21 protein-coding genes are annotated in these 24,728 nt (G+C 54.3%); 19 read left to right on the forward strand and 2 right to left on the reverse strand.

Annotated features, from left to right (window positions below):
* Nucleotides 1-3 precede the first annotated feature (3 nt).
* The 14 genes from CPA50_RS06120 (at nt 4) to CPA50_RS06190 (ending at nt 16,763) form a co-directional block, all read left to right on the forward strand.
* Complete coding sequence (locus CPA50_RS06120; protein WP_096781539.1) at nt 4-1,308, forward strand: 5-methylcytosine restriction system specificity protein McrC; 1,305 nt, start codon at nt 4-6, stop codon at nt 1,306-1,308.
* A 465-nt stretch (nt 1,309-1,773) separates the two neighbouring features.
* Nucleotides 1,774-2,568, forward strand: a complete 795-nt coding sequence (locus CPA50_RS06125; RefSeq protein WP_096781540.1) for an AraC family transcriptional regulator — start codon at nt 1,774-1,776, stop codon at nt 2,566-2,568.
* A 194-nt stretch (nt 2,569-2,762) separates the two neighbouring features.
* Nucleotides 2,763-3,656 (forward strand): ATP-binding protein, encoded by an 894-nt coding sequence (locus CPA50_RS06130; protein ID WP_096781541.1) that lies wholly within the window; start codon nt 2,763-2,765, stop codon nt 3,654-3,656.
* 34 nt (nt 3,657-3,690) lie between these two features.
* A complete protein-coding gene (locus CPA50_RS06135) occupies nt 3,691-4,398 on the forward strand; it encodes a metallophosphoesterase (RefSeq protein ID WP_096781542.1) in 708 nt (235 codons plus the stop codon).
* A gap of 233 nt (nt 4,399-4,631) precedes the next feature.
* Complete coding sequence (locus CPA50_RS06140; protein ID WP_143750725.1) at nt 4,632-4,820, forward strand: hypothetical protein; 189 nt, start codon at nt 4,632-4,634, stop codon at nt 4,818-4,820.
* A gap of 100 nt (nt 4,821-4,920) precedes the next feature.
* Nucleotides 4,921-5,604, forward strand: a complete 684-nt coding sequence (locus CPA50_RS06145; RefSeq protein WP_096781544.1) for a response regulator transcription factor — start codon at nt 4,921-4,923, stop codon at nt 5,602-5,604.
* A 9-nt stretch (nt 5,605-5,613) separates the two neighbouring features.
* A complete protein-coding gene (locus CPA50_RS06150; RefSeq protein ID WP_096781545.1) occupies nt 5,614-7,017 on the forward strand; it encodes an ATP-binding protein in 1,404 nt (467 codons plus the stop codon).
* A 429-nt stretch (nt 7,018-7,446) separates the two neighbouring features.
* On the forward strand, nt 7,447-8,610 hold the full coding sequence (locus CPA50_RS06160; protein ID WP_096782357.1) for an efflux RND transporter periplasmic adaptor subunit: 1,164 nt from the start codon (nt 7,447-7,449) through the stop codon (nt 8,608-8,610).
* 2 nt (nt 8,611-8,612) lie between these two features.
* Nucleotides 8,613-10,559, forward strand: a complete 1,947-nt coding sequence (locus tag CPA50_RS06165) for a MacB family efflux pump subunit (RefSeq protein ID WP_413772154.1) — start codon at nt 8,613-8,615, stop codon at nt 10,557-10,559.
* Nucleotides 10,560-11,235: 676 nt separating this feature from the next.
* Nucleotides 11,236-12,603 carry a ferric reductase-like transmembrane domain-containing protein gene (locus tag CPA50_RS06170; protein WP_179397158.1) on the forward strand — a complete coding sequence of 456 codons (1,368 nt, stop codon included), beginning with the start codon at nt 11,236-11,238 and terminating at the stop codon, nt 12,601-12,603.
* 24 nt (nt 12,604-12,627) lie between these two features.
* The gene (locus CPA50_RS19905; protein ID WP_096781549.1) at nt 12,628-12,843 is read left to right on the forward strand and encodes a ferredoxin family protein; all 216 of its coding nucleotides are present in this window, start codon (nt 12,628-12,630) and stop codon (nt 12,841-12,843) included.
* Nucleotides 12,844-12,848: 5 nt separating this feature from the next.
* Nucleotides 12,849-14,606, forward strand: coding sequence for an FAD-binding protein (locus CPA50_RS06180; protein WP_096781550.1), 1,758 nt, complete (start codon nt 12,849-12,851; stop codon nt 14,604-14,606).
* Nucleotides 14,607-14,626: 20 nt separating this feature from the next.
* Nucleotides 14,627-16,075: an ATP-binding protein gene (locus CPA50_RS06185; protein WP_143750726.1), complete on the forward strand. Its 1,449-nt coding sequence runs from the start codon at nt 14,627-14,629 to the stop codon at nt 16,073-16,075.
* Between the two features lies 1 nt (nt 16,076).
* Nucleotides 16,077-16,763 carry a response regulator gene (locus CPA50_RS06190; RefSeq protein WP_096781552.1) on the forward strand — a complete coding sequence of 229 codons (687 nt, stop codon included), beginning with the start codon at nt 16,077-16,079 and terminating at the stop codon, nt 16,761-16,763.
* 528 nt (nt 16,764-17,291) lie between these two features.
* On the opposite strand, the gene CPA50_RS06200 is transcribed toward CPA50_RS06190, so the two are convergent.
* Nucleotides 17,292-18,323, reverse strand: coding sequence for a zinc-dependent alcohol dehydrogenase family protein (locus CPA50_RS06200; protein WP_096781554.1), 1,032 nt, complete (start codon nt 18,321-18,323; stop codon nt 17,292-17,294).
* 244 nt (nt 18,324-18,567) lie between these two features.
* Between CPA50_RS06200 and tadA the strand changes: the two genes are divergently transcribed.
* Genes tadA through CPA50_RS06220 form a run of 4 tightly spaced genes read left to right on the forward strand, consistent with a single transcriptional unit; the run spans nt 18,568 to nt 21,907 of the window.
* Nucleotides 18,568-19,071 (forward strand): tRNA adenosine(34) deaminase TadA, encoded by a 504-nt coding sequence (gene tadA, locus CPA50_RS06205; RefSeq protein ID WP_096782358.1) that lies wholly within the window; start codon nt 18,568-18,570, stop codon nt 19,069-19,071.
* 6 nt (nt 19,072-19,077) lie between these two features.
* Entirely contained in the window at nt 19,078-20,073 is a 996-nt protein-coding gene (galE, locus tag CPA50_RS06210) for a UDP-glucose 4-epimerase GalE (RefSeq protein WP_096781555.1), read from the forward strand.
* Between the two features lie 39 nt (nt 20,074-20,112).
* A complete protein-coding gene (locus CPA50_RS06215) occupies nt 20,113-21,456 on the forward strand; it encodes a UDP-glucose dehydrogenase family protein (RefSeq protein WP_096781556.1) in 1,344 nt (447 codons plus the stop codon).
* A gap of 19 nt (nt 21,457-21,475) precedes the next feature.
* The gene (locus CPA50_RS06220; protein WP_096782359.1) at nt 21,476-21,907 is read left to right on the forward strand and encodes an HIT domain-containing protein; all 432 of its coding nucleotides are present in this window, start codon (nt 21,476-21,478) and stop codon (nt 21,905-21,907) included.
* Nucleotides 21,908-21,932: 25 nt separating this feature from the next.
* Here CPA50_RS06220 and fabR read toward each other — a convergent pair whose 3' ends face one another.
* Nucleotides 21,933-22,556 (reverse strand): HTH-type transcriptional repressor FabR, encoded by a 624-nt coding sequence (fabR, locus tag CPA50_RS06225; RefSeq protein ID WP_096781557.1) that lies wholly within the window; start codon nt 22,554-22,556, stop codon nt 21,933-21,935.
* A gap of 359 nt (nt 22,557-22,915) precedes the next feature.
* Here fabR and aspS point away from each other — a divergent pair, with 359 nt between their 5' ends.
* On the forward strand, nt 22,916-24,718 hold the full coding sequence (gene aspS, locus CPA50_RS06230) for an aspartate--tRNA ligase (RefSeq protein WP_096781558.1): 1,803 nt from the start codon (nt 22,916-22,918) through the stop codon (nt 24,716-24,718).
* Nucleotides 24,719-24,728: the final 10 nt, after the last annotated feature.

A 24,728-nucleotide genomic window follows, 5' to 3' on the forward strand; every position in this document is an offset into this window, starting at 1 on the left:
GGTTTGGCGTACACCCGGACACGATTGTCATTGGTCGAGTATGGCTCACCCATTGACCTGAGCCATGAGATCGCATCAGCTATAGGGGTAGATCGCGCTAGGGCCAACACTCTTTTGGTAGAAGTAGGCAATCGGGCTGCATCGACCTTAGGCTTCAGTTACAACCCGATTAGCGTGGATGCTAAAGGCGCTAGAGCTATCGATTTCGCTGGCCTTATTCGATTGGCTCCATCGCTCGAATTGGAAGTGGCGCCTAAATTTCTAGGCTTGGATAACTTCGACGCTCAGTGGCGTGAGGATTTTTTCTTCCTATCGACGCTTTCACGACATGGTCGGCTTTTAGATACTGAGCGTTTGTTGGCATCTGGCAATACGCCGCGTGACCTTGCTACTTTAGTGGCCCGATCCATCACGAGTATGTACGAAGTGAGAAAGCGAAGGCCACTCCGTAGCTATCGAAGAGTGAGAGAGGCCGATTTCTTCATTGATGGGGATCCCGACCCGTTAGATCTCATCTTTCCCTCCCCAGATGGCTTTGAGCAGGAACTAATTCGTTTCGATCGATGGAACGGTTGGAATGCAGACATCGTAGGTGCGGCCAAAGAATTGTTGCCTGAGGTACGCGATCCATCTGTGGTTGGTTCCTTGATACGCCTCATTGAAGATTTGTCGCCCCAAAATGCCCCAACCAATCGCCGGAGACCTATCCCCCCGAGGCACAGGACTTGGAAGCCTTTGCACGAACTATCCATTGGTGTGCTAGGCGGATTGGGCCTCAGTTACACCCAAGGAAAAGTTCATGCGCCTGGCTACTTGGTTACGACTTGGCGGGTATGGGAGGATTTGTTGACGCTAGCTGCCAGATTGGGTTTTGGGACTTCAGCGGTAATGTCACAGAAGGGATTCTCATTGGGTACCAAGATCAAGATTGATACGGGTGGTGTGAGCAAAATTTCGGTTTACCCAGACTGTGTGATTGAGTCTGATGGTAACCGGCCTAGGATGCTTTTGGATGCTAAATACAAAGGCCATGTGGAGAAAGGGAAGCTTCGCATTGCAGAGTCCGATGTTTATGAAGCGCTGGCTTTCTCTAGGGCTGCGGACTGTAATTTGGTGGTGCTGGCATACCCGGCTAAGCCGGGTAACAAGTCCCAGCAAGTGGGCACTTGTACGATCTTCGAGAGCATCCAAGTAGATGATGTTCGGATTGTGGGCATCCAGATCGAGATCCGTGGAATTTCTAAGCGTGGAGCGTTGCGGCAGCTTTCCAGAACCCTCGCTAACGTTATTCCATCTGCGTGTGTTTAATAGATATGCCATTTCTATGAATGGTATTTCTGATGGTTTTTATTTTCTTTTGTTTTTTATGTTTTTGTTTTTATTGTGGTTTTTTGTCTCATTGATAATAGAGTGGGAGTGATCCCGCGTCAGCTGTTCGATAGCACGGACTGGTAAATAGTAAAAAAGCCCATGTTTTCATGGGCTTTTTTGTTTTTGTGTCTGGTGATGTTGGCTGGCGGTCAAGCTCTTGTTGTTGACGGTGGTATGCAAGAGCAAGCTCATCGATGAACGCTGAAGAGAGGCACCGTGAGCGGATTCCATAATCAGGGGCTGCAGCGTGGATTTGCCGAGCAGGATCTGAGGTTATCCGCCGCTTTGAAGCCGCCCGTGGAAATCGGGTGGAGCCCGAGCCTTGTGTGTGCGTGACCCGAGTCATGATGCTACGATCCGCTGAAGTCCGTCTAACGACCAAAGGGCGCCTGTCATCGAAATATGGACATATCAAAGCATTTGCCATCCAGCGATAGCCTGGCTGCAGCAGCAAGCGGTGTATCGACCCTCGCCCTGGATCTCAACGATGGTATCGATATCGACGTGCACCATCATCAGCAGGCACAGGTGCTGCTTTCCACCCAAGGGGTGTTGATGGTCACCACCCGGAGTGGCTGCTGGATAGTGCCGAGCAACTATGCGTTGTGGATACCGCCCGGAGTTCGGCACCGCACCAGAACGCTGGGTGCCGTCAGCATCAAAAGCGTCTACCTTGACGAGCGAACCATCAGCCTGGGCGGGGACTGCCTGGTGCTGGAAATAACACCGCTAACCAGAGAGCTGGTGATTGCAGCGTCACAGGTTGATGGAAACGAACACCCGGATCGGCGTAACGAGCTCGTATTCAGCTTGCTGCTTGAGGAGCTGTCCCGGGCTGAAACCGGGTCGGTTTTCTTGCCACTTCCTCAGAAAGGTCCGCTGCGTGACCTGTGCCATGGTCTCGTGGCTACGCGGACTCTGGATTGGGGGCTGGCCGAATGCGCCACACACTTGGGCGTCAACGTAAAGACCATTCAGCGGTGGTTTGCCCGTGAACTGGGTATTACCTATGGAAAATGGCGCAAGCAGGCCCGGTTGCTGGTGGCACTGGAAGAGCTTGCGCTGGGACGAAGCATCCTTGATGTGGCTCTGGAGGCCGGTTATTCCAATCCCAGTGCCTTTACCGCAATGTTTCGCCGTGAGTTCGGTATCGCGCCAACGGCTTTCCAGCGATCCCAGCACAAAACATCTGATTGATGGGCCCTGTATAACAAGCAAGCGGGACGACTCACTGGTTGAGCCGGGCTTGTCTGTCGTCCCGGTGCGCCTGTCAATAACAGGCCATTCTTCCGAAAATGTCCATTAATCGACGATTGAGGTCTATCCGTCGTTAGACGGGGGTGCCGGGTGTTGGCAAGCTTAACCCCCCTCGACAATCCCGGTTACGCGCAATGATCGACAATCAATCTACTCCACTCCAGCACGAGCTGCTGAAACAGTTAACAAGGATTGCGGATGCTCTGGAGCGGGCATACCCCGCCGAACAGGATCAGCAACTGGACCCTGATATCATCGCCTTTCAGTGGCAGTACCGTCTGACGCAAGGGGGAAGGAAAGCGGTTTTGCTTCCCGTTCCGAACCCGGGACTGATCAGTTTTGAACAACTGAAGTCGGTAGATCGGCAGAAGAAGCTCATTCGGCAAAATACCATCCAGTTTCTTGAAGGCAAGCCTGCCAATAACGTGCTGCTGACGGGCTCACGGGGCACGGGCAAGTCTTCGCTGGTGAAGGCCTGTCTGCATGAATTCCACTATCAGGGTCTTCGGCTGGTTGAAATTGACAAGGAAAACATCGGTGATCTGCCGGAAGTCATCGATATCCTGAGCCGCCAGCAGGGCAAGTTCATATTATTCTGTGATGATCTGTCTTTTGAAGAGGGTGACATAGGCTACAAGCGCCTCAAAACTGCCCTGGATGGCTCCATTGCCGGACAAGCCACCAATATCCTTATCTACGCCACCTCCAATCGTCGCCACCTCATTGCCGAGCGTATGTCAGATAATCTGAATATGACCCGGGGGGCAGACAACAGACTCCATCCTGGTGAGGAAATCGAAGAAAAGATCTCCCTGTCCGAGCGGTTCGGACTCTGGATATCCTTCTATGGCTTTTCGCCTGATGAATACCTTGAAGCCGTCAGGCATTGGCTGAAAGAGTACAGGGTACCGGATGAGGCCTATGAAGAAGCGGTCATACATGCAAACCGCTGGGCAACCCAGCGAGGCTCCCGTTCCGGGCGTATTGCAGCGCAATTTGCCCGTGACTATGCCGGACAATTTTCCTGAGCTTTGTATTTAAAGTCCCGACAGGTACTGCGAGATGAGCGATTTTCTGAAGCTGAGCAAGAATACGGGCGGCCGTGATTTTATTGTTGGCGATATTCACTTCAAAATGCCGGATTTTTTCCATGGCCTTAACGAACTTAATTTCAATCCAGCGCGCGATCGTATTATTTCTGTCGGGGATCTGGTCGACCGGGGCCCCGATCCGGCTGGTGGATTGAAGCTATTGGATGAGCCCTGGTTTCACATGGTGATGGGCAACCATGAGCAGATGCTCATTCAGGCGTACGATAATGATCCATGCGGATCTTCTCCTGCAGGAGGGGCGGCCTGGTGGGATTTGATCGATCAGCGGTCCCGCCTCCGGATTGTCCAGCGACTCAAATCTCTTCCGGTTGCGATCGAACTGGAATCTGAGCAGGGGATAATCGGGATAGTTCATGCCGACGTCCCTGTCGGGATGGGGTGGTCCGATTTCAGGGACGACCTGGTCAACGACGAAACGAAACATTACGCGCTTTGGGGCCGGCAGCGGGTCAGAGAGGCAATAGCGTCAGGCGTTCATGGTGTCTGGCGTGTTTGCGCGGGCCATACCAGAGTTCATGCACCACTGCGGCTGGGCAATTATCTCGCCCTCGATTGCACCGGTGGAAACGAGGGTGCTCTTGCTTTCTACGCTGTTGAGGAGGATCGCATCTACACTTTTAACAGGTGTAGTAGTCCATCAAGTAATCATAGACAGTAATGATTACTGGCAGGTAGTCGTCGTGCAAAAGCCCATGTCCTCATGGGCTTTTGTGTTTTTGGTGGATGACTTCAGATACCAACTCCCCAGAATATCCACTCCACCCGCACGCTTTTTGCACAATGCGTTTGTAGACTTTCCGACTAATGAAGCAGGCAGTCTACCGGTGCGGCCTTTCCGGCATTATCCGGAGATTGATGATGAGAGCCGGCAGGCCTGGTCAGGAGTATAAGATGTTAATCCATCGGAAAACCTTTAAATGGTTCATTGCACTGTTTGGCGCATCCATTGTGCCGGTCTGGGTTGGCATAATAATGCTGGCGCGGTTGTGCCGCGCCATGCGCCAGCGTGCAGAGCGGCGCAGTGATTACTTGCGGGCGATGACCGCCTGTCTGGAAGCGCGCGGTTATAGCGTGCGTTGAGCAGTGATTTGTTCGGGAGGAAGGCAATTTATTGTTTTTATGTGATAATTCATCGATAGAGACAGTAAGTGGAATAGACGGAGCTTCAACTTAAATCCTGATGCGCATATTGCTTGTCGAAGATGAACAGAAAATCGCCGACTTTGTCTGTGAAGGGCTGAGTGCCAGAAACTTTGCAGTGACCCATTGTGCTGACGGGCACCGGGGGTATGAGGCGGCCAGGGGAAATCTCTTCGATGTGATTATCCTCGATATCATGCTGCCGGGCCGTGATGGTCTGGATATTCTGCGTGCGCTGCGGCAGGAGGGGGTAGAGACCCCGATCATTCTGCTCACCGCCCGTAACGAGCTGGGTGACCGGGTACAGGGGCTGGAGATGGGGGCGGATGATTACCTGGCCAAGCCTTTCTACGTGGAGGAGCTGCATGCCCGTATTCAGGCGGTGTTGCGGCGCCATGGGGGATCGCCTTCTCATCTGGTTCGGGCGGGATCGCTGGAGCTGGATTGCATCAACCGCACTCTCAGTTGTCAGGGGCAGTCGGTTGAGCTCACCAGCCGGGAGTTCAGTCTGCTGGAGTATCTGATGCGTGCTCCCGGTCAGGTGCTGACCCGGGGGCAGCTGCTGGAGCATGTCTGGGGCTATGATTTTGACCCCTGTACCAATGTTGTGGATGTGTGCATCAAGCGAATCCGCCGCAAGATCGCCGGGCTGGACAGCGCCGGTACAATGGCGGGCATCATCGAATCCGTTCGTGGTACCGGCTACCGCCTGAGTCCCCGTTGAGGCCAGTGTATGCATTTTTACACCCGCATTTTTGCCATTTCCGCCCTTACGGTGGGGGTGGTTCTGGCGACCGTCATCACCCTGAGCTGGTCACGGATTATGCAGGTGGAGCTGGAGCATCTGGATGCCCGTCTGTGCATGGAAGCAAGACGCATTATTCCCCGATTTGATGACCAGGGTATGGCGCGTAATCTGCCTGTTCCGGGAGACACAGGGGAGGCGGCGCAGTCGCTGCTGGCGGATCTGGTAAGCAAGTTGCGGGTTGGCTCACCGGACATGCTGATGTTCCGAACCGAATCCGTTTCCCCTTATTTTCAGCTTGCTACCGCAGACCAACCGACCCGCAGGTTGATTGCCGAGCTGGACTGGACCATTGCCGGCCAGGGCCGCAGCCGCTGCCAGGTGGCCTCCTTTGAACAGGAAGGAGGATCCTGGCGGGCCGGTTTGTTACAGGTTGAGGATAAAACCAGCCTGGTAGCCGTGGATGTGGCTACCACAACCAGCGGACTGAAAGACACCCTGAGCAAGGCTCTGATTGTAGTGGTTCCCATCTCTCTGCTGTTCAGTGTGCTGGGGTCCTGGTTGATTGCCAGCCACACCATTCGTCCGATTAACCACCTGCAGCGAGCCATGGAAAGGGTGACGAAAAAGGATCTCAGTCAGCGCCTCTCCAGCAAAGGGGAAGACAGGGAATTTCAGGTGCTGATCGAAGCCTACAACACCATGTTGGACCGCCTGGAGGATAGTTTTCAGCAGGTTTCCCGCTTTACTGCCGATGCAGCCCATGAACTGAAAACGCCGCTTACCGTGTTAAGGGGCAAACTGGAGCAGGCAGTGTTGAGCGGGGATACCTCCCGGCTGGATCTGAATGCCATTCTGGATGAGGTAGGGCAGCTGGCGGCGATCACCCGCAAACTGTTGCTGCTGTCACAGGCGGATTCCGGCTCCATGGCACTGCATCTGGAGCCGGTGGATATTTCCGGGCTGCTGGAGGAGATGATCGCCGACATAGAGCTGCTGACAGAAGGGCAGGAGGTGCAATGCACCCTTGAGCCGGACCTGGTGATCCGGGGGGATCTGGTGCTGTTGCGCCAGCTGCTGAACAATTTGCTGGCCAATGTGATCCACTATGGCCTACCCGGGCGGGAGGTGAGCATCCAGGCTCGCCAGAACGGCCCATTTATTGAAGTTCTGATCCGTAACTATTGCCTGCCCATGGCCGCTGAGGTCAGGAACCAGCTGTTCGATCGCTTTTACCGGGGCAAGCCTGAGCATACCCGGGGTATCTCCGGCAGCGGCCTTGGCCTGAGCCTGTCCCGGGAAATTGCCCGCGCCCACGGCGGTGACCTGACTCTGGAGCCCAGTGCACAAGACATTGTGTTAATGAAGTTATCGCTTCCCGTCGTTATATGACAACATTGTCACTCGTGCTCTGAGGCTGATCGATAGACTTACGGTGACTCACTGAATAGTTACCTTAATCGCTGTGGATATTGGGCCATGAACCCGAAAATCCTTTCTCCTTTTGTCATCTTTCTGCTTGTCGTCGTTATTGTTGCTGGTGTTGGCTACCAATACGCAAGGGAGGGGGAGGCCCCGCCGGCCTTCATCACCGATACCGTCAAGCGCGGCTCTCCACTGCCAATCCGACACATGCATGCAGCGGCGCCCTTCGAACGCCAAACCAGACTGCGAAGAGAAGCGTGACCCGGATAAGCGATCCCATCGTCATGAATGAAAGGAATTGAGCTTGACCCAGACACCCAATTAGAGAAGCGGAATTACCATGCTTTTGCGTATAACGGCTTGTTGCCACAGTTTCCGCCCGAAAGGCCTTCTTTTATGAAAACATTACGCATCTTGATCCCGATTGTGTTGTTGTCGACCGCGGTTGGAGGCTGGTTCTATTTCGCCCAGAACGAACCCGAGGCCCCTCCGACGACGGCTCTTGTCAGACTTGGCACCGTTGAAGAGACAGTGCTGGCGTCGGGCACGATGGAGGCCAAACAATTGGTCAGCGTTGGCGCACGGGTATCGGGTCAGATCGAAACACTGGCGGTCGCCCTTGGCGACGAGGTCGAGAAGGGTGACCTGATTGCGCTGATCGACAGTCAGGACCAGCAGAATGCTGTGCTGACGGCAAAAGCGAACCAGGCCAATATCAAGGCCCAGATCGCCGCCAAGAATGCCAGTCTGGTCAAGGCCAAACGGTCGCTGGACCGGCAGATAAAGCTGACCACCTCGGATTATGTATCGAAAGAGGATCTTGAGGCAACTCAGGCCGAAGTTGATGTCTACAAAGCCGAGCTTGACGCGCTGGCCGCACAGCAAAAAAGCGCTGAAGTCACTGTATCAACTGCGCAAATCGCGCTTGACCGGACCAGGATCACTGCGCCGATTTCGGGAACCGTCGTGGCAATCGTCAATGACGAAGGCCAGACGGTGAATGCCTCGCAAAGCGCTCCGACAATCGTCAAGCTTGCCGATTTGGACAGTATGGTGGTGAAGGCGGAGATATCCGAGGCTGACGTGGTGCATGTGAAACCCGGGCAGCAAGTGTTCTTTACTATCTTGGGAGAACCGGATCACAAATTCTCTGCAACTGTGCGCGCTATCGAGCCTGCGCCTTCGGCAATTGAGACCAGCGACACCATCTCAACCGATGTGGCGATCTATTACAATGGGTTGCTGGAGGTGGACAATCCAGACCATCTGCTGCGCATCGGCATGACGACTGAAGTCTCGATCATTCTGGACAAGGCGGAAAACGTGTTGACCGTGCCGTCCGCGGCGCTGAGCAATGACGCTGATGGCTATACCGTCAAACGGTATGATGCCGCAGACGGCACAACGACGACTGTGCCAGTTGAGGTCGGGCTGAACAACAAGATCAGGGCCGAGATCATATCGGGGCTGAGTGAGGGCGATGAGGTTGTTACCGGCACCGCCGTCGTGGCCCCCTCTGCGTCACAGAGCAATACCAGCACGCCACGGGTGAGAATATGACGATGGAGGTACCGCTGATTTCAGCACGCGGGATCTCGCGCAGCTTTCAGGCTGGCGATGAAACCATCACTGTCCTGCGCGATGTTGACGTTGACATCAGGTCGGGTGAGATGGTGGCGATCATTGGGGCTTCTGGCTCGGGTAAATCAACGCTGATGAACATCCTCGGTTGCCTCGATCGCGCCAGTTCGGGCAGCTACAGCTTTGCCGGTCAGGATGTGAGTGAACTCAGCCCCGATCAGCTTGCTCAACTGCGGCGCGAGCATTTCGGCTTTATCTTCCAGCGCTATCAACTTTTGCCCGATCTTGATGCGGTGGGCAATGTCGAGGTGCCCGCGATCTATGTTGGAGAGGGCCGCGCGGCCCGGCACCAACGGGCCTCTGATCTGCTGGGTCAGCTTGGCTTGGCCGACCGCTTGGACCACCGCCCGGGCGAGCTTTCGGGGGGCCAACAGCAACGGGTTTCCGTGGCGCGCGCCTTGATGAACGGCGGCGAGGTGATCCTGGCGGATGAACCCACCGGCGCGCTTGATACAAAAAGCTCCAGGGAAATGATCGAGTTGCTGTTGGAACTGAACCGCAAAGGCCACACCGTCGTCATGGTCACCCATGACCCCGAGGTCGCCCAGCATGCCCATCGCACGATCGAGATCAGTGACGGGCGGATCATCTCGGATACACAGACGGCCGCCAAGGATGTAACGGATGCCAACCGGTTGGAGCACGCCCCGCGGAAAACGGGCACCGGGGCTGCGCTGTTGCGGCTGCGCGAGGCGTTTGAAATGTCGTTCAAAGCGCTTTTGGCCCATCGGGTGCGCTCGGTTCTGACGATGCTGGGCATCATCATCGGTATCGCCTCTGTGGTGCTGGTGGTCGCGTTGGGAACAGGCAGCAAAGAAAAGGTGCTCGAAAGTATTTCATCGCTTGGGAGCAGCACGATCACTGTTCGCTCGGGCACGGGGTTCGGCGCGCGCGATGCGGCCAAGGTGGAAACGCTGATGCCTTCGGATGGAGATGCGCTGGCTCTGCAACCCTATGCCGACAGCACCTCGCCTTCGGTCGCGACCCAACGCAACGTTGTCTATCGCGGTACCGCCTCGGATGCGTCGATCAACGGGGTGAGCGGGGATTATTTTCAGGTCCACAATTACAACACCGTGACCGGCAGCACCTTCGCGTCCGACGATGTTATCGACCGCAGCCAGGTCGCGGTGATCGACGAGGATACGCGCGACACCTTTTTCGACGCGGGCGACGACCCGGTTGGCAAGGTTCTGCTTCTGGGTGGCGTGCCGGTGCGGGTGATTGGGGTGGTGCGGTCCAGCGGGGCAAGCTTTGGCCCGGAATCACTGAATGTATGGGTTCCCTATACCACGGTGATGACGCGGATTTCCGGGCAGAATTTCCTTGATAGCATCGAGGTGCGGGTGAGCGATGATTACGACACCTCGCTTGCCGAGACAGAAATCAACGCTTTGCTGACCAGCCGCCACGGCACCAAGGATTTCTTCCTGACAAACTCCGACACGATCCGCGACGCTATGACCTCGACCACGGAAACGCTGACCGTGCTGGTGGCGATGATCGCTGTGATCTCGCTGATTGTCGGGGGGATCGGGGTGATGAATATCATGCTGGTATCCGTCACCGAGCGCACAAAAGAGATCGGCGTGCGCATCGCGATCGGGGCGCGGCGGTCGGATATTGTGGCGCAGTTCCTGATCGAAGCCGTTCTAGTTTGCCTGACAGGTGGCGTCATTGGGATCGCCGGAGCCCTGATCGGCGGGCAGATGGTGGTGTATTTTTCGACCGATGTGCAGTTGAGTTTCTCGGCTACGGCGATTGTTGTGGCTTTCCTGTCCTCGACCCTGATCGGGATTACCTTTGGCTATTTGCCAGCGCGGGCGGCGGCAAGGCTCGACCCGGTGGTCGCGCTTAACCACGCGTGAGAGAAACCGGGTGGTTTGACTGGTCCTAAGTGAACGCCTTCCATCGCAGGTGGTGAAAAATGAGGTTCAATCGCCACTCCCAAAGTTCAGCGATCAGTTTGGACCTTTCTTCGCTGGCGCAGAAAGCCGTCCGCCGTAATCTACACAAGAGCTACGCTGCACCGCAGCGAGAAAGCCGCCATTCGTCTTTGGTGCAGAGAGTATCGGGCGGCCCATGATCAAGTTGCGGACAGAGCCGCCTATCGTTGACGCAGCTATTGCTCACGCATAAAACCTTTGCGCTTGAGCCCAAACCGTCACAGTCGCAAAGTCAGGAAAAAGTCGTTCCGAGATTTTCCGTTGATCCTAACGCGCGAGCCTGTCCCTGAGTTATGAGCTGGATCTATGGAATCGTATCGATGCCCTGGCGGATGCCAGTCAGCTGGCGAAGACATTGTTCGTTGAGTTTAACCAGTCAGGAATCCGTCACTCGCTAAAAACCGCAGGGTGACGTCTGATTCCGAATCCCCGGGATATCCATTTCATCTGCACGTTTTATGCACAATGTGGCTGTAAACTTTCTGATTAGTGGAGCGAGAGCAGGTTCGTGTCTGTTCTCGCTGTCAGCGACTGCTGGGTCTGACAGGATTTTACATTGCTTCAATGCGGGGCTGGGTGAGAGATGACTGAACATTCATTGCCAGTAAACTTAAACAGACCGTTACGCCGTCTGTTCCAGATCAGGAAAAGCAAGCTGGTCTTTGCTTATCTTGCGATACTGTTGATTCCATATGTAGCCACCTTTTCATTGAATATTGACTACAAGGGGCTTTACTCGGCAACGCTTGTGTTTCTGAACACGGTTGCCATGATGGCATTTTTTGTTCAGTTTCCTCTTGCGGGCCGCTTCAAACACCTTCCAGTGTTTTCAAATATCGACTGGAGTATGTCGAAGCACAAGACGGCAGGAAAATGGATAGGCTTCTTCTTTTTACTCCATCCGGTGTTGATACTGGCGCCGCGCTTTCTGGTCTCTTTCGACGATGGCATGACAAGCCTGGTTGAAGCGATCACATCTCCGCAATTGCTGACAGGATTGATTGCCTGGGTTGTGATGATCCTGTGGATCCTGCTTGCCATCTTCAAAGACAGGCTCAGGATCAGCTATGAAACCTGGCATCTGACGCACCTTCTCGGGTTTGTCGTTATCTGTGTGCTTGCCTCCCTGCACGTAACCAGTGTTGGCCGTCACGGTCAGTTTGACGAGCATTTCAACATGCTCTGGTGGGGGCTGTGCGCAATGTCGATGGGGCTCGTTCTTTTTAATCAACTGGTCAAAAAGAACAACCTGAAAAAGTCACCCTTTACTCTGGTCAGTATCACCCGGGGTAGCAGCAGAGACTGGCTTGTCAGGCTTCGGAATGATTCGCCAAAGGATTTCAGTTTTGAGGCGGGGCAGTTTATCTGGATAAACACCAGTGGCTCTGCCCATAGTATGAATGAACATCCGTTTTCGATTGCATCCAGTAGTAATGAGTTACCTGAAATCAGGCTGGTTATCAGAGAGCAGGGTGATTACACGTCACAGCTTGACCGTTTAACCATTGGTCAGAAAGTCTATGTGGACGGGCCATATGGCAGCATGAGTTTGCGTGACAGCGAATCTGCCAGGGGCATCACATTGATTGCTGGCGGTGCAGGTATTGGCCCGATGTTGAGCCTGTTGAGAGAGCTGGCGGCAAACCATGATCCGCGTCCGGTTCGGTTGCTCTATGGCAACAAGGATTATGAGCAGATGGTGTTGCAGGACGAGATTCAATTGCTGCAGCACACCATGCCGGACTTTACGCAGCAATTGGTGTGCGATAACCCCACGAACATTCCCGGTGTTCGCCAGGGTGTCATTGGCAAAGATGTTATCGCAGAGGCTATCGACCCCGAGCTTGCCAACGACTGGGCGGTTTATCTTTGTGGTCCGCCGGCGATGATTGCAGCGGTTACAGCGAACCTCAGATCCCTGGGGATTCCCGAAGCGAACATTCACTATGAATACCTTTCTTTTTAACTATCAAGTTGTCGAGGTAAGGCTATGCCAATTAACCAGATATCTGGATGCATCGGTTGTAAAACCTGTATTTCTACCTGCCCGACCGATGTCATTCAATTTGACAAAGAAAGCAAAAAGGCCGTGATTGCATACCCTGAGGACTGTCAGATCTGTCATCTGTGCCGTCTCTACTGTCCCGTTGATGCAATCACTATCACACCGGACAAAAGTATCCCTGTCATGGTCTCCTGGAGGTAGCGATAATGTGTTCCGATAAAACAATATCGAGACGTACCTTTATGGGGGCTACTGCCGGTGTCGTTGGTGCGGCGGCTTTTGCTTCTATGGCTTTTGGCGCAGAACCTGTCCCAAACAGGCCCAAAATAAACGCCAGCGAGTTCAGGAAGGAAACACAGGAAACGGACGTACTTGTTATAGGTGGTGGCATGGCAGCGTTGTTTGCGGCGGTTAAAGCGCATGATGCCGGAGCTAAGGTCACCATGGTTGCGAAGGGCCGGTTGGGAAGTTCTGGCCTGACGCCTTTTGCTAAGGGTATTTTCAGTTACGACAAGTCCAATGCCTCAATGAGCATCGATGATTTTGTTGCAGGGGTTTCTGAATCTGCCATAGGTACCAACAATCCGGTATTTACCCGGCAGCTTGCTGAACATTCCTATGACCGTGTTCAGGAACTGAAGTCATGGGGCTTTTTCGATTCAGCGCTATACGCTAACAGCTTTATGCGGCCCATCGAAGCGCGCGATATTCCAATGTTAGAGCGGGTGATGATCACGCATCTGGTGAAAGATAAAGGTCGCGTTATAGGCGCTTCCGGATTCAGCCTGGATGAAAACAGGATTCTGCATTTCTCGGCCAAAACCGTTGTTCTCTGTACCGGGTCGGGTGGCTTCAAACCAAGTGGTTTCCCGGTGTGCGACCTGACCCACGACGGATCCATTATGGCGTACGACATTGGTGCAAAGATTACGGGTAAAGAATGGAACGACGGTCATCCGGGCTCTGCAGAAAACTCGGGCTCCTGTTACGACAACTGGCATGGCCAGGTTGAAGAACGCCCCAGTATCACCGGAGTAGGCATCAATCACCATCTCGGTGTCGACCTTAATTACCGTGCATACCGGCTGGGTGGGCCAGTGGAAATGGGGCCCCCGCTGCCTGGCAGCCACAAAGACGAGACATTTTCTGAAATTCCTGGCGGCCCCTTTGTTCCTCTTGCATTCCGTCAGTCCGGCGGGCCGCCACCGCCACCGCAGGAGCAGGGGTTACTGTCTCTGTTCAGGCAAAATAAACGCGGTGGACCTCCTGGAATGGGGGGCGAGTCAGTGGGAGGCTCGTCAGCAGGTATGGCCATCCACAAATCGGAAGGTTTAGTCCCTGTTGATGCTACGGGCCTGAGCACGGTTCCCGGGCTCTACGCCGCTGGGGATGCTCTCGGTTCCTGTATGTCCGGCGGTATCTATACCCAGATAGGTAGTTCACTGGCAGGTTCGGCAGTGCAGGGTGCCATTGCCGGTGAGGCTGCAGCACTGGCAAGCGCTGACGTTAAGCGCATCCCCGTTGCCGAAACCAGGCTGCAGCAGATCAACGAGGAGATCCTTGCTCCTCTGAAGCGGGAGAAAGGATACAGCCCGGCATGGGTAACTCAGGTACTACAGGCGGTGATGATTCCCAATTTCGTTCTGTATATCAAAAAGGAGCGTATGCTGAATGGTGCACTGGCGTATGTGGAGGAACTGAAAGAACATCATGTGCCAATGTTACTGGCTGCGGACCGCCACCACCTGAGGCTCGCCCATGAAACCCGAAATATGATTGTAACGGCTGAAATGAAATTAAAGGCATCGCTGATGCGCAAAGAGAGTCGCTGCAGTCATTATCGGCTCGATTATCCAGAGATTGATGACGAAAACTGGCAGGCCTGGATTAATATCTACAAAGATGCAGACGGAAATATGCAGCTTGAAAAACAGCCCTTCGGTAGCTGGCCGGATCAGGCTTGAAGGACTTTGTGACGAGTGGCATGAAACTATCTATTTCGAAAAAACTGATCCTGTCTTTTCTGGGGCTGACACTGGTAATACTGGTCTCAACCCTTGGCCTTGCGCGCTGGAGTTTTGAGCAGGGGTTCCTTGATTATGTGAATGCCCTGGAGGAAGCACGGCTGAAGCTGGTTGCGACCAGCTTGTCCCGGGAGTATGTGGATGCCGGGAGTTCCTGGTCTACAGTGAGCAGGCGACGCTTTGAAGAAATCCTGTGGGAGCATGCACCAGCGAAACTTGAGGAGGCGTCAGGTGCTGGAAGACCTCCTCCGCGAGGTTTAATGTTATCCCTTCCCCGGCGTCCTTCGCCTGATTCTTCATCAGCGAAGTGGGGGCCAGAGCTGGGGCCGCCAACAGCCCTGTATAACGTGCATGGAGAGCTCGTTGCGGGCTCTCTTCCGTCCGCCGCTGAGACCAGACCCATCAGGGTACCGGTTCTGATTGGTGGCGAACCGGTGGGTGAGTTGCGCAGTGAACCCAGGCGTCAATTCAGCTTGCCACAGGAAACCGCGTTTTCCAGACAACAGTGGATAACCAGTGGTCTGATCGGCTTTGTCTCTCTGATGCTGGCGGTTGTGGTTTCACTGTTCTTGACCCGGGTATTGCTGGCTCCTATCCGTCGCACGATTGCGGCTATTGCTCAATTATCCAGTGGTGATTATTCCGTACGGCTTGATGAGCGCAGATCCGATGAGCTGGGCCGGTTAATGGGGGATCTGGACAAACTGGCCTACAAACTGGAGGAAAGCAGATCTTCCCGCCAGCGCTGGTTAGCCAGCATTTCCCACGAGTTGCGCACGCCTGTAACGGTACTCATTGGTGAGATTGAAGCCATGAAGGATGGCATACGGCCTCTCGACATGGTTCAGATTCTCTCACTGGACCAGGAAGTTGCGCGTCTGCACCGGCTGATTGATGATCTTTATGAACTCTCGGTGTCGGATATCGGTGGTTTGCGTTATTCGTCCGGCCCGGTGGATATCATGCAGTGCGTGACGGCTGCGGCTGATGCGATCCGGACACGTGCTGGTGAAAAAGGCATCGACCTGAACGTCAGCGGCGAGACAGGTAAAATGATAAGTGCTGATAGTCAGCGTCTGGATCAACTGTTCGTTAACCTGTTTGAAAATTCTCTGGCCTACACAGATTCTCCCGGACGAATAGAGATTTCGCTGGCCAGCAGTGGAGCGAAGATAGTTGTCAGGATTCAGGACACGCCACCTGGTGTGGATGCCGATGAATGCGAAAAGCTGTTTGAACCACTTTATCGTCATGAGATGTCCCGCAGTCGTCGTACCGCCGGGGCGGGGCTGGGGCTGGCAATATGCAGGAATATTGTGGAAGCGCACCAGGGAACCATTACGGCGACCCCGTCTGAACTGGGTGGCTTGTGTATCGAGTTGGTTTTTCCAATTACTGCCGGGACATGAAATGACTGACCAGACAATTATCATCGTGGAAGATGAGGATAAAATCGCACAGATTCTCGTGGACTATCTGGCAAAGGATGGTTTTAAAACGCATGTGCTGAATGATGGCACCCATGCAGTGGAAACGATCAAGGCTGGTAGCCCTGCGTTCGTGATACTGGACCTCATGTTGCCGGGAAAGGATGGTTTAAGTATTTGCAGGGAGGTCAGGCAATTTTCCTCTGTGCCGATCCTTATGCTTACTGCCAGAGTCGACGAAATCGATCGATTGCTTGGCCTGGAAATGGGGGCGGATGATTACGTCTGCAAACCCTTTTTGCCCCGTGAGGTGGTTGCACGGGTGCGTACTATCTTGCGGCGGGTGAACCAGCATCCGGTTTCGAGTGCCCATGAAAAAATTGAATATCGGGGTATTTCTCTGTTCCCTGAGCGTTTTCTGTGCAAGGTCGGAGATGAAGAGCTTGATCTCACGCCGGTGGAATTCCGCATGCTGAAGACCTTGCTGTCCCAGCCCGGCAGGGTGTATTCGAGGGAAATTCTGATACGTTCAAGCTATAAGGATGACCGGATTGTCAGTGACAGAACTATCGATAGCCATATAAAGAATCTGCGGAAAAAGCTTTCCCGGGCTTTGGGTGATGAAGAAGTTATTCATTCTACCTACGGCGTAGGTTACAAGATTGAATGATAGAAACTGCCCTGTCTGAATCTCCATGAGTTTTCCATATTTTCTCCATAGTCCCTTCTTACTTATTCGTCAGACTGAACACCTCTAAAGTAAAGTCAGGAGGGAAGTTGATATGTCACCGAACAAGGGTAAGTCTATATTTTTCAATGCATTTGTTTTCGGGGTCATGGCACTTGCATCCGTATCATGTACAGCTTCAGGAGAGCGTACCAGGCCGCAAGGCCCGCCATCCGAAGCCATTGATGCCTGTGCCGACCTGTCGGAAGGAGATAAGTGCAGCTTCGCTGGTCGGCGGGGTGAGGAAATAAGCGGGTCATGTATTGTTTTGCCACGGGATGAAGAAGGCTTGGCCTGTGCTCCGGAAGGCCGGCCACCAGCGAGGCAAGGCGGTCCGAATTGATCCGGCCAATAACCGGGATAATTCCGTAAGCGGTCATAACTGCCCTGGTGCTGAGCCCGCACCTCATTCCTGGCGGAATCGCGCAGGTATCCCGCGCGATTCCGGATGTGATTGGATGCAGGAGACCCTTACTCGGCGGTCAAAAGCATCTTGATCGCCTGTTCTTTCGCAGCATTGCTGAAGATGTCGTAGGCTTTTTCGATATCGTCGAGCTTGAAGCGATGGGTTACCAGATCTGCAGGCTTGACGCCACCGCTTTCAACGAACCGCATCAATACAGGGATGGTGTTGGTGTTCACCAGGCCAGTGCGCAGGGTGATATTCTTGATCCACAAGTCCTGCAGCTTGAATTCGACGCTCTTGCTATGCACGCCGATGTTGGCGATATGGCCTCCGGCGCGAATAATATCCTGGCAGATATCGAAAGTTTCGGGGATACCTACGGCCTCCATGGCGACGTCAACGCCTTCGCCATTGGTCAGTTCTTTTATAGCCTCAACCGGATCCCTGGCTATGGTGTCAGTGGCGCCGAGCATTTTTGCCATGGCCAGGCGGTTCTCGTCCGGATCGATCATGATGATCCGTGCCGGAGAGTAAAAGCGGGAGGTCATCAGGGCTGCCAGCCCTATAGGACCAGCGCCGACGATAGCCACTGTGTCTCCGAGTCTGACCTCGCCGTTCAGGGCGCCAATTTCGTGCCCGGTAGGCAGGATATCACTGAGCATGACGGCTGCAGCGGGGTCCATCTCTTCGGGTAATACATAAAGGCTGTTATCTGCATGCGGTATGCGGACATACTCGGCCTGAGTGCCATCGATCAGGTGGCCGAGAATCCAGCCGCCGTCCCGGCAATGGGCATAGACGCCCCGTTTGCAGTAGTCGCAGCGGCCGCAGGAAGTGACGCAGGAAATCAGTACCTCATCTCCAACCTTGATGTTGCTCACTCCGTCGCCGACTTCCTCAACGACTCCCAGGCCCTCATGCCCCAGAATGCGGCCTTCTTCAACCGCAGGTACATCACCTTTGAGAATGTGCAGGTCGGTACCGCAGATAGTGGTATGAGTGATGCGAACCACCGCATCCGTGGGTTTCCTGATCGCTGGCTGAGGCTTGTCTTCCCAGCTGCGTTTGCCCGGGCCATGATATACCAGTGCTTTCATGTCACTTTCTCCTTTAACGGTACAAAGCTGCCAACACCATGTGTTGCGATTCCAACCTGATCCGAACAGCGCGTAGTTTCCATGACCCAGGTCAAGACCAGGCTTGATGTAGGGGCGGGTTACAAAAGAGGTGGGAGCCCGTGCGGCTTGCTTGGTAATAAAAGCGAATAATGGTATTTTTATGGCCCTTCAAAGCCTCGCCAGCAGGCTATCCGCCTCCGGAAGCTTTCAGCAGAGCCATGTTATGCCAGAGATAGACAAAGACGATAATTACTGGATGGCACGGGCACTGACTCTGGCGGAGCGGGCTGCTTCCCTCGGTGAGGTTCCTGTTGGCGCAGTAGTCGTCCGTAATGGCAAAGAACTCGGGGCCGGCTTTAACTCCCCGATTTCCGGATGTGATCCGACAGCTCATGCTGAGATACGTGCGTTACGTGATGCGGCTGTCCGGGCGGGGAATTACCGGCTGACTGGAGCAACCCTTTATGTCACTCTGGAGCCCTGTACCATGTGCGTCGGTGCTATTGTCCACAGCCGTATCAGTCGGGTTGTTTACGGGGCGTGCGAACCTAAATCCGGCGCTGTTGAATCTACCCGACGTACATTGGATGAGCCCCACCTGAATTGGCAAGTGGAAACGGTGGGTGGCATTCTGCAGGATGAGTGCGGTCGGGTGCTCAGTGAGTTTTTCAGCCGCCGGCGGGCCGAAATCCGGCAGCGGCGCCAACAAGGTTCAGGGAAGGAGTAATTCTGCGTGAAAGTATTAGTCACCGGCGGGGCCGGGTATATCGGAAGCCACGTTGTTCGGCAGCTGGCAAATGCCGGACATGATATTGTCGTTTTCGATAATCTTTCGACCGGTTACCGCTGGGCAGTGACTGCCGGTGAGCTGGTTGTTGGTGATCTGGCGAACGAAGCCGATATTGACCAGGTGTTTTCCAGACACCAGTTTGAGGCAGTTCTGCACTTTGCTGCCAATATTGTGGTTCCGGAGTCTGTAGAAAATCCGCTCAAGTACTACAGCAACAACACCCGCAATACGCTGAATCTGCTCAAGGCTATCGACAAATTCAAAGTGCCTTACATGGTGTTTTCCTCTACCGCGGCGGTCTATGGCACGCCTGAACAGACAGTTCTCACGGAAGATCTTCCGCTTGCGCCGATCAATCCCTATGGCGCGTCCAAGATGATGAGTGAGCGGATGATCATGGACCTCGCTGCTGCATCCGGTCTGAATTACGTTATTCTGCGCTACTTCAATGTGGCGGGCGCTAACCCTGACGGACTGCTCGGTCAGGCGACACCCGAGGCGACCCATCTTATCAAGGTGGCCTGCGAATGCGTGACCGGGCAGCGTGACGGGATGAGTATTTTCGGCACGGATTACGATACCAGCGACGGCACCTGTGTTCGTGATTATATCCATGTGGAAGATCTTGCCAGTGCCCACGTTATGGCTCTTGATTACATGGCGGGCGGTGGTGACTCAAAGGTTATGAACTGTGGCTATGGTCGTGGCTTTACCGTGCGGGACGTAATCGACATGGTGCGCAGGCAGTCTGGTATTGAATTTCCTGTAGCGGAAGCCGGGCGGCGGGCAGGTGATCCTGCTGCGCTTATGGCAGACAACACCCTGATTAAAAAGACCCTGGGCTGGCAGCCCGTATACGACGATCTGGAGACGATTGTTGGCACTGCGCTGGCCTGGGAAGCAATCTGGCAGAAGAAGAAAGCTGCGGCTGGTCAGTAAAAGCCTTTTTCAAAAATTACAGATATCGGGATTTAAAGGATGAAGATAACGATTTTTGGTACCGGTTATGTCGGGCTTGTGACTGGGGCCTGTCTGGCCGATGTTGGCCATGACGTGCTTTGCATGGACGTTGATCAGTCAAAGATCGACAAGCTGAAGAATGGCCAGATTCCCATTTACGAACCCGGGCTGGAGGATATCGTAAAGCATACGGTTGAAGCCGGGCGCCTGGCATTCACCACGGATGCGCAGCAAGCTGTGCAGCACGGGGTGCTCCAGTTCATCGCAGTGGGTACGCCGCCGGATGAAGACGGTTCTGCTGATCTGCAGTACGTAACTGCTGTTGCCAGGTCTATCGGGCAATATATGGATGACTACAAGGTCATCGTAGATAAGTCTACGGTTCCGGTCGGCACTGGAGATAAGGTCAAGGCTGCTGTTCGGGCACAGCTTGATCACCGTGGTCTGGAGCTTGAGTTCGATGTGGTTTCCAATCCGGAGTTTCTTAAAGAAGGCGCGGCGATCAACGATTTCATGAAGCCGGACCGCATCATTATCGGAACTGACAGCGACAGAGCGGCTGATGTGCTTCGTGAGGTATATTATCCGTTCAATCGTAACCACGATCGCATGATTTTTATGGACATCCGGTCTGCAGAGCTGACCAAATATGCCGCAAATTCATTGCTGGCTACGAAAATCAGCTTCATGAACGAGATTGCCAACCTCGCCGAGCGTCTGGGTGCCGATATTGAGGCTGTTCGCCGCGGTATAGGTTCTGATCCGCGTATCGGTTACCACTTTATTTACCCTGGCTGCGGTTACGGTGGTTCCTGTTTCCCTAAAGATGTTCAGGCCCTGGCGCGTACGGCGAGTGATTGTGGCTACGATGCGCATTTGCTGAATGCTGTCGAGCAGGTTAACTACGCTCAGAAGCATGTGCTTTTCGATAAGGTCAGCCATTATTTCTGCGGCGATCTGAAGGGCAAGGTAGTAGCGGTCTGGGGGTTGGCATTCAAGCCGAATACCGACGACATGCGTGAAGCTTCGGCCCGGACACTGATGGAAGATTTGTGGAGTGCTGGTGCGTCTGTTCAGGCATTCGATCCGGAAGCCATGGAAGAAACCCAGCGTATTTACGGTGACCGCGAAGGCCTTGTGCTGTGCGGTACAAAAGAACAGGCGCTTCGGGGCGCGGATGTGCTGGTGATCTGCACAGAATGGAAAGAGTTCCGCTCACCTGATTTTGCGGCTATCGCGTCGACACTGCGTGAGCCCGCTGTGTTTGATGGGCGAAACCTATACGAGCCGGAAATGCTGGAACGTCACGGCCTGATCTATTATGCCATTGGTCGCGGCCGCAACCAGTTCCATTGCGATTGAGCGAAAACAGGGTGTGACCATGACTCAGGGGCAGAAATTCCGTCTTCACGAGCGCTTGGCTGCAGATACAATCAGCATGGGCCGGACCCGCTTATGCGAAGTCCGGCTGATGAATGATAAAACCTGGCCATGGGTATTGCTGGTGCCGGCACTTGCGGGCATTCGTGAGATCTATGAAATGAGTGTTGAGCAGCAACAGATGCTGATTCAGGAGTCCTCGGTGCTCAGCCGTGGCATGATGGAGGCGTTCAGTGGTGACAAGATGAATGTTGCTGCACTGGGAAATATGGTGCCCCAGCTGCACCTGCATCATATTGTCCGGTTTGAGGGTGATCCTGCATGGCCCGGCCCTGTATGGGGGCGGCAAGCCCCCGTTCCCTATGATGAAAACAGTCTGGTGGGAGTCAGGCGGGCGCTGGCGCCTGTGCTGTCAGTGCTGGATGTTGTCTGAATCACTGTCCTCTGTAGCTTGCCGATTACCGGATTGACGCATGCTTGGCCATCATCTGGGAACCGATCAGGATCATCCTGAGCTCGGTTTTCAGTTTGGCTTTCAGCTCATCCTTTTCTTTCGGAGTTGCATCCAGCGCGTCAGCGCCCTGGTTGAAAACCAGCGTCACCATAGCCTCGGCAACCACACGTGCATCAGACAAAGGCTTGTGCTGTTCTTCCGCAAAACGCCTGAGGTCGTCAGCCAACTCTGTTACGAAATGATCAATCTCGGCTTTAATGGCCGTTCGGAAGGGTTTGGAACCGCCGGTACGTTCACGGAGCATTAAGCGAAAAACGTTGGCATTGTTGCCGAGATACTCCATAAAAGTCTCTACGGAGGTAGAGATGGCACTGCCGTCCCGGGCGATCCTCTTGCGGGCCTGCCGCATGAGTTGCCGCAAGGCAACTCCGCCCTCATCAACCAGAACTAGTCCCAGCTCATCGAGATCTGAGAAGTGGCGATAAAAAGACGTAGGCGCGATACCGGCTTCCCGCGCCACTTCGCGCAGACTCAGGTTTCCGAAGCCACGATCTGCGCTCAGTTGTCCGAGTGCTGCGTCCATCAGGGTGCGGCGGGTGAGGAGTTTCTGCTCAGCTCTGGTTGACAACTTGGTGGCTCCGATAGCACGTGAGCGCGATAGTCTAGCGGTCTGTTCCACGGGAGGGAACCACCGCGGGAAGTCTGCGCCAGATTATCCCTGGCCCTTGTTCCATGGTAAACAAGCCTGATTTTCGCTGCCATTATGTTTATAATAAGCCGCTTTTCCAGTATGGTTCCTGCCTGTTTACAGAGCAGGCCAGATTGGCGTAACAAGCAAGTGGGCAGGGCTTTCCGAAACACGCTGTAAATACGTCCGTGTACGCTCGGCTCCGCCATCCATGGCTCCGCACGGTTTCGGAAAGCCCTGCCCACTTGCTTGCCAGATATCATCATTAACTCTAGACATCAGACACGACGGGAACCGGTATGCGCAGTCATTATTGCGGTGGGATCAATGAATCCCACATCGATCAGGAAGTTACACTTTGCGGATGGGTACACCGCCGCCGTGACCATGGTGGGGTTATCTTCCTGGATTTGCGAGACCGGGATGGCATATCCCAGGTCGTTGTAGACCCGGATACCCCTGAAAGCTTTGCGCTTGCCGAAAAAGTGCGCAGCGAATTTGTTGTAAAGATCACCGGGCGTGTACGCCGTCGTCCGGAAGGTACTGAGAACAGCACCATGCCTACAGGCCAGGTTGAGCTGTTGGGCAAGGAAGTTACAATCCTGAACGCGGCAGCCACGCCTCCGTTCCCGCTGGACGAGCATGTTGATGTGGGCGAGGACGTGCGTCTGCGCTACCGTTTTGTAGACCTGCGTCGCCCGGAAATGCTTAATCGCCTGCGTTTCCGTTCACGGGTGACCAGCTACATACGTAACTATCTCGACAGCAATGGCTTCATGGATGTGGAAACCCCTATCCTGACTCGTGCAACACCAGAAGGCGCCCGCGATTACCTGGTACCGAGCCGCACCCACGAAGGTTCTTTCTTCGCGCTTCCGCAGTCGCCTCAGCTATTCAAACAAATGCTGATGGTTTCGGGTGTTGATCGCTATTACCAGATTGCCAAGTGCTTCCGTGACGAAGATCTTCGGGCGGATCGTCAGCCTGAGTTTACGCAGGTGGATATCGAAGCCTCGTTCGTCAGTGAAGAAGAGCTGATGAGCCTGAACGAGGGCATGATTCGAGCACTGTTCAAAGATGTCATGAATGTGGAGTTGCCGGAATTTCCGCGCATGCCTTATTCGGAAGCCATGGATCGCTTCGGCAGTGACAAGCCGGACTTGCGTATTCCTCTGGAGCTTCAGGATGTAGGGGACCTGGTAGCCGGCGTTGATTTTAAAGTTTTTGCTGGCCCCGCCAATGATCCCAAAGGCCGTGTTGCAGCTCTGCGAGTGCCCAAGGGTGGCGAGCTGAGCCGTAAACAGATTGATGAATATACCAAATTTGTTGGCATTTACGGAGCCAAAGGTCTGGCTTATATCAAAGTGAATGATCTGGCTAAAGGTGCAGAGGGTCTGCAGTCACCTATCGTCAAGTTCCTGGGTGCGGATGTCGCCATGGCGGTCATCGAGCGTACGGGTGCTGAAGATGGCGATATTGTGTTCTTTGGCGCCGACAAGACTACGGTTGTAAATGAAGCTCTGGGTGCACTGCGTATCCGGGTTGGTCACGACCTGAAGTTGCTGACCTGCCATTGGGCACCTATGTGGGTGGTGGACTTCCCGATGTTTGAAGTATTGCCGGATGGCGGGCTTACCGCTATTCACCACCCGTTTACAGCGCCGAGCTGCAGCCCTGAAGAGCTGGCGGCGAACCCGGAAACGGCTTTGTCCCGTGCCTATGACATGGTTCTGAATGGCACTGAGCTGGGTGGCGGTTCCATCCGTATTCACAGCAACCAGATGCAGCAGGAAGTGTTCCGTATTCTGGGAATCAGTGAGGAAGAATCCCGGGCCAAATTCGGGTTCCTGCTGGATGCACTCAAATATGGGTGCCCGCCTCACGGCGGCCTGGCTTTCGGCCTGGATCGTTTGATTATGCTGATGACAGGTGCCAGCTCGATTCGCGATGTGATCGCTTTCCCGAAAACCCAAAGTGCAACCTGTCTGATGACGCAGGCGCCCGGTGAGGTGGATGAAAAGCAGTTGCGTGAACTGCATATTCGCCTTCGCAAGCCCGTAAAGCCTGCAGAAGGTAATACGTCCGACACCGACGAAAAGTAAACAGGGCGGT

It is taken from the genome of Marinobacter sp. ANT_B65, assembly GCF_002407605.1.
In the GTDB taxonomy this organism is placed as follows: Bacteria; Pseudomonadota; Gammaproteobacteria; order Pseudomonadales; family Oleiphilaceae; genus Marinobacter.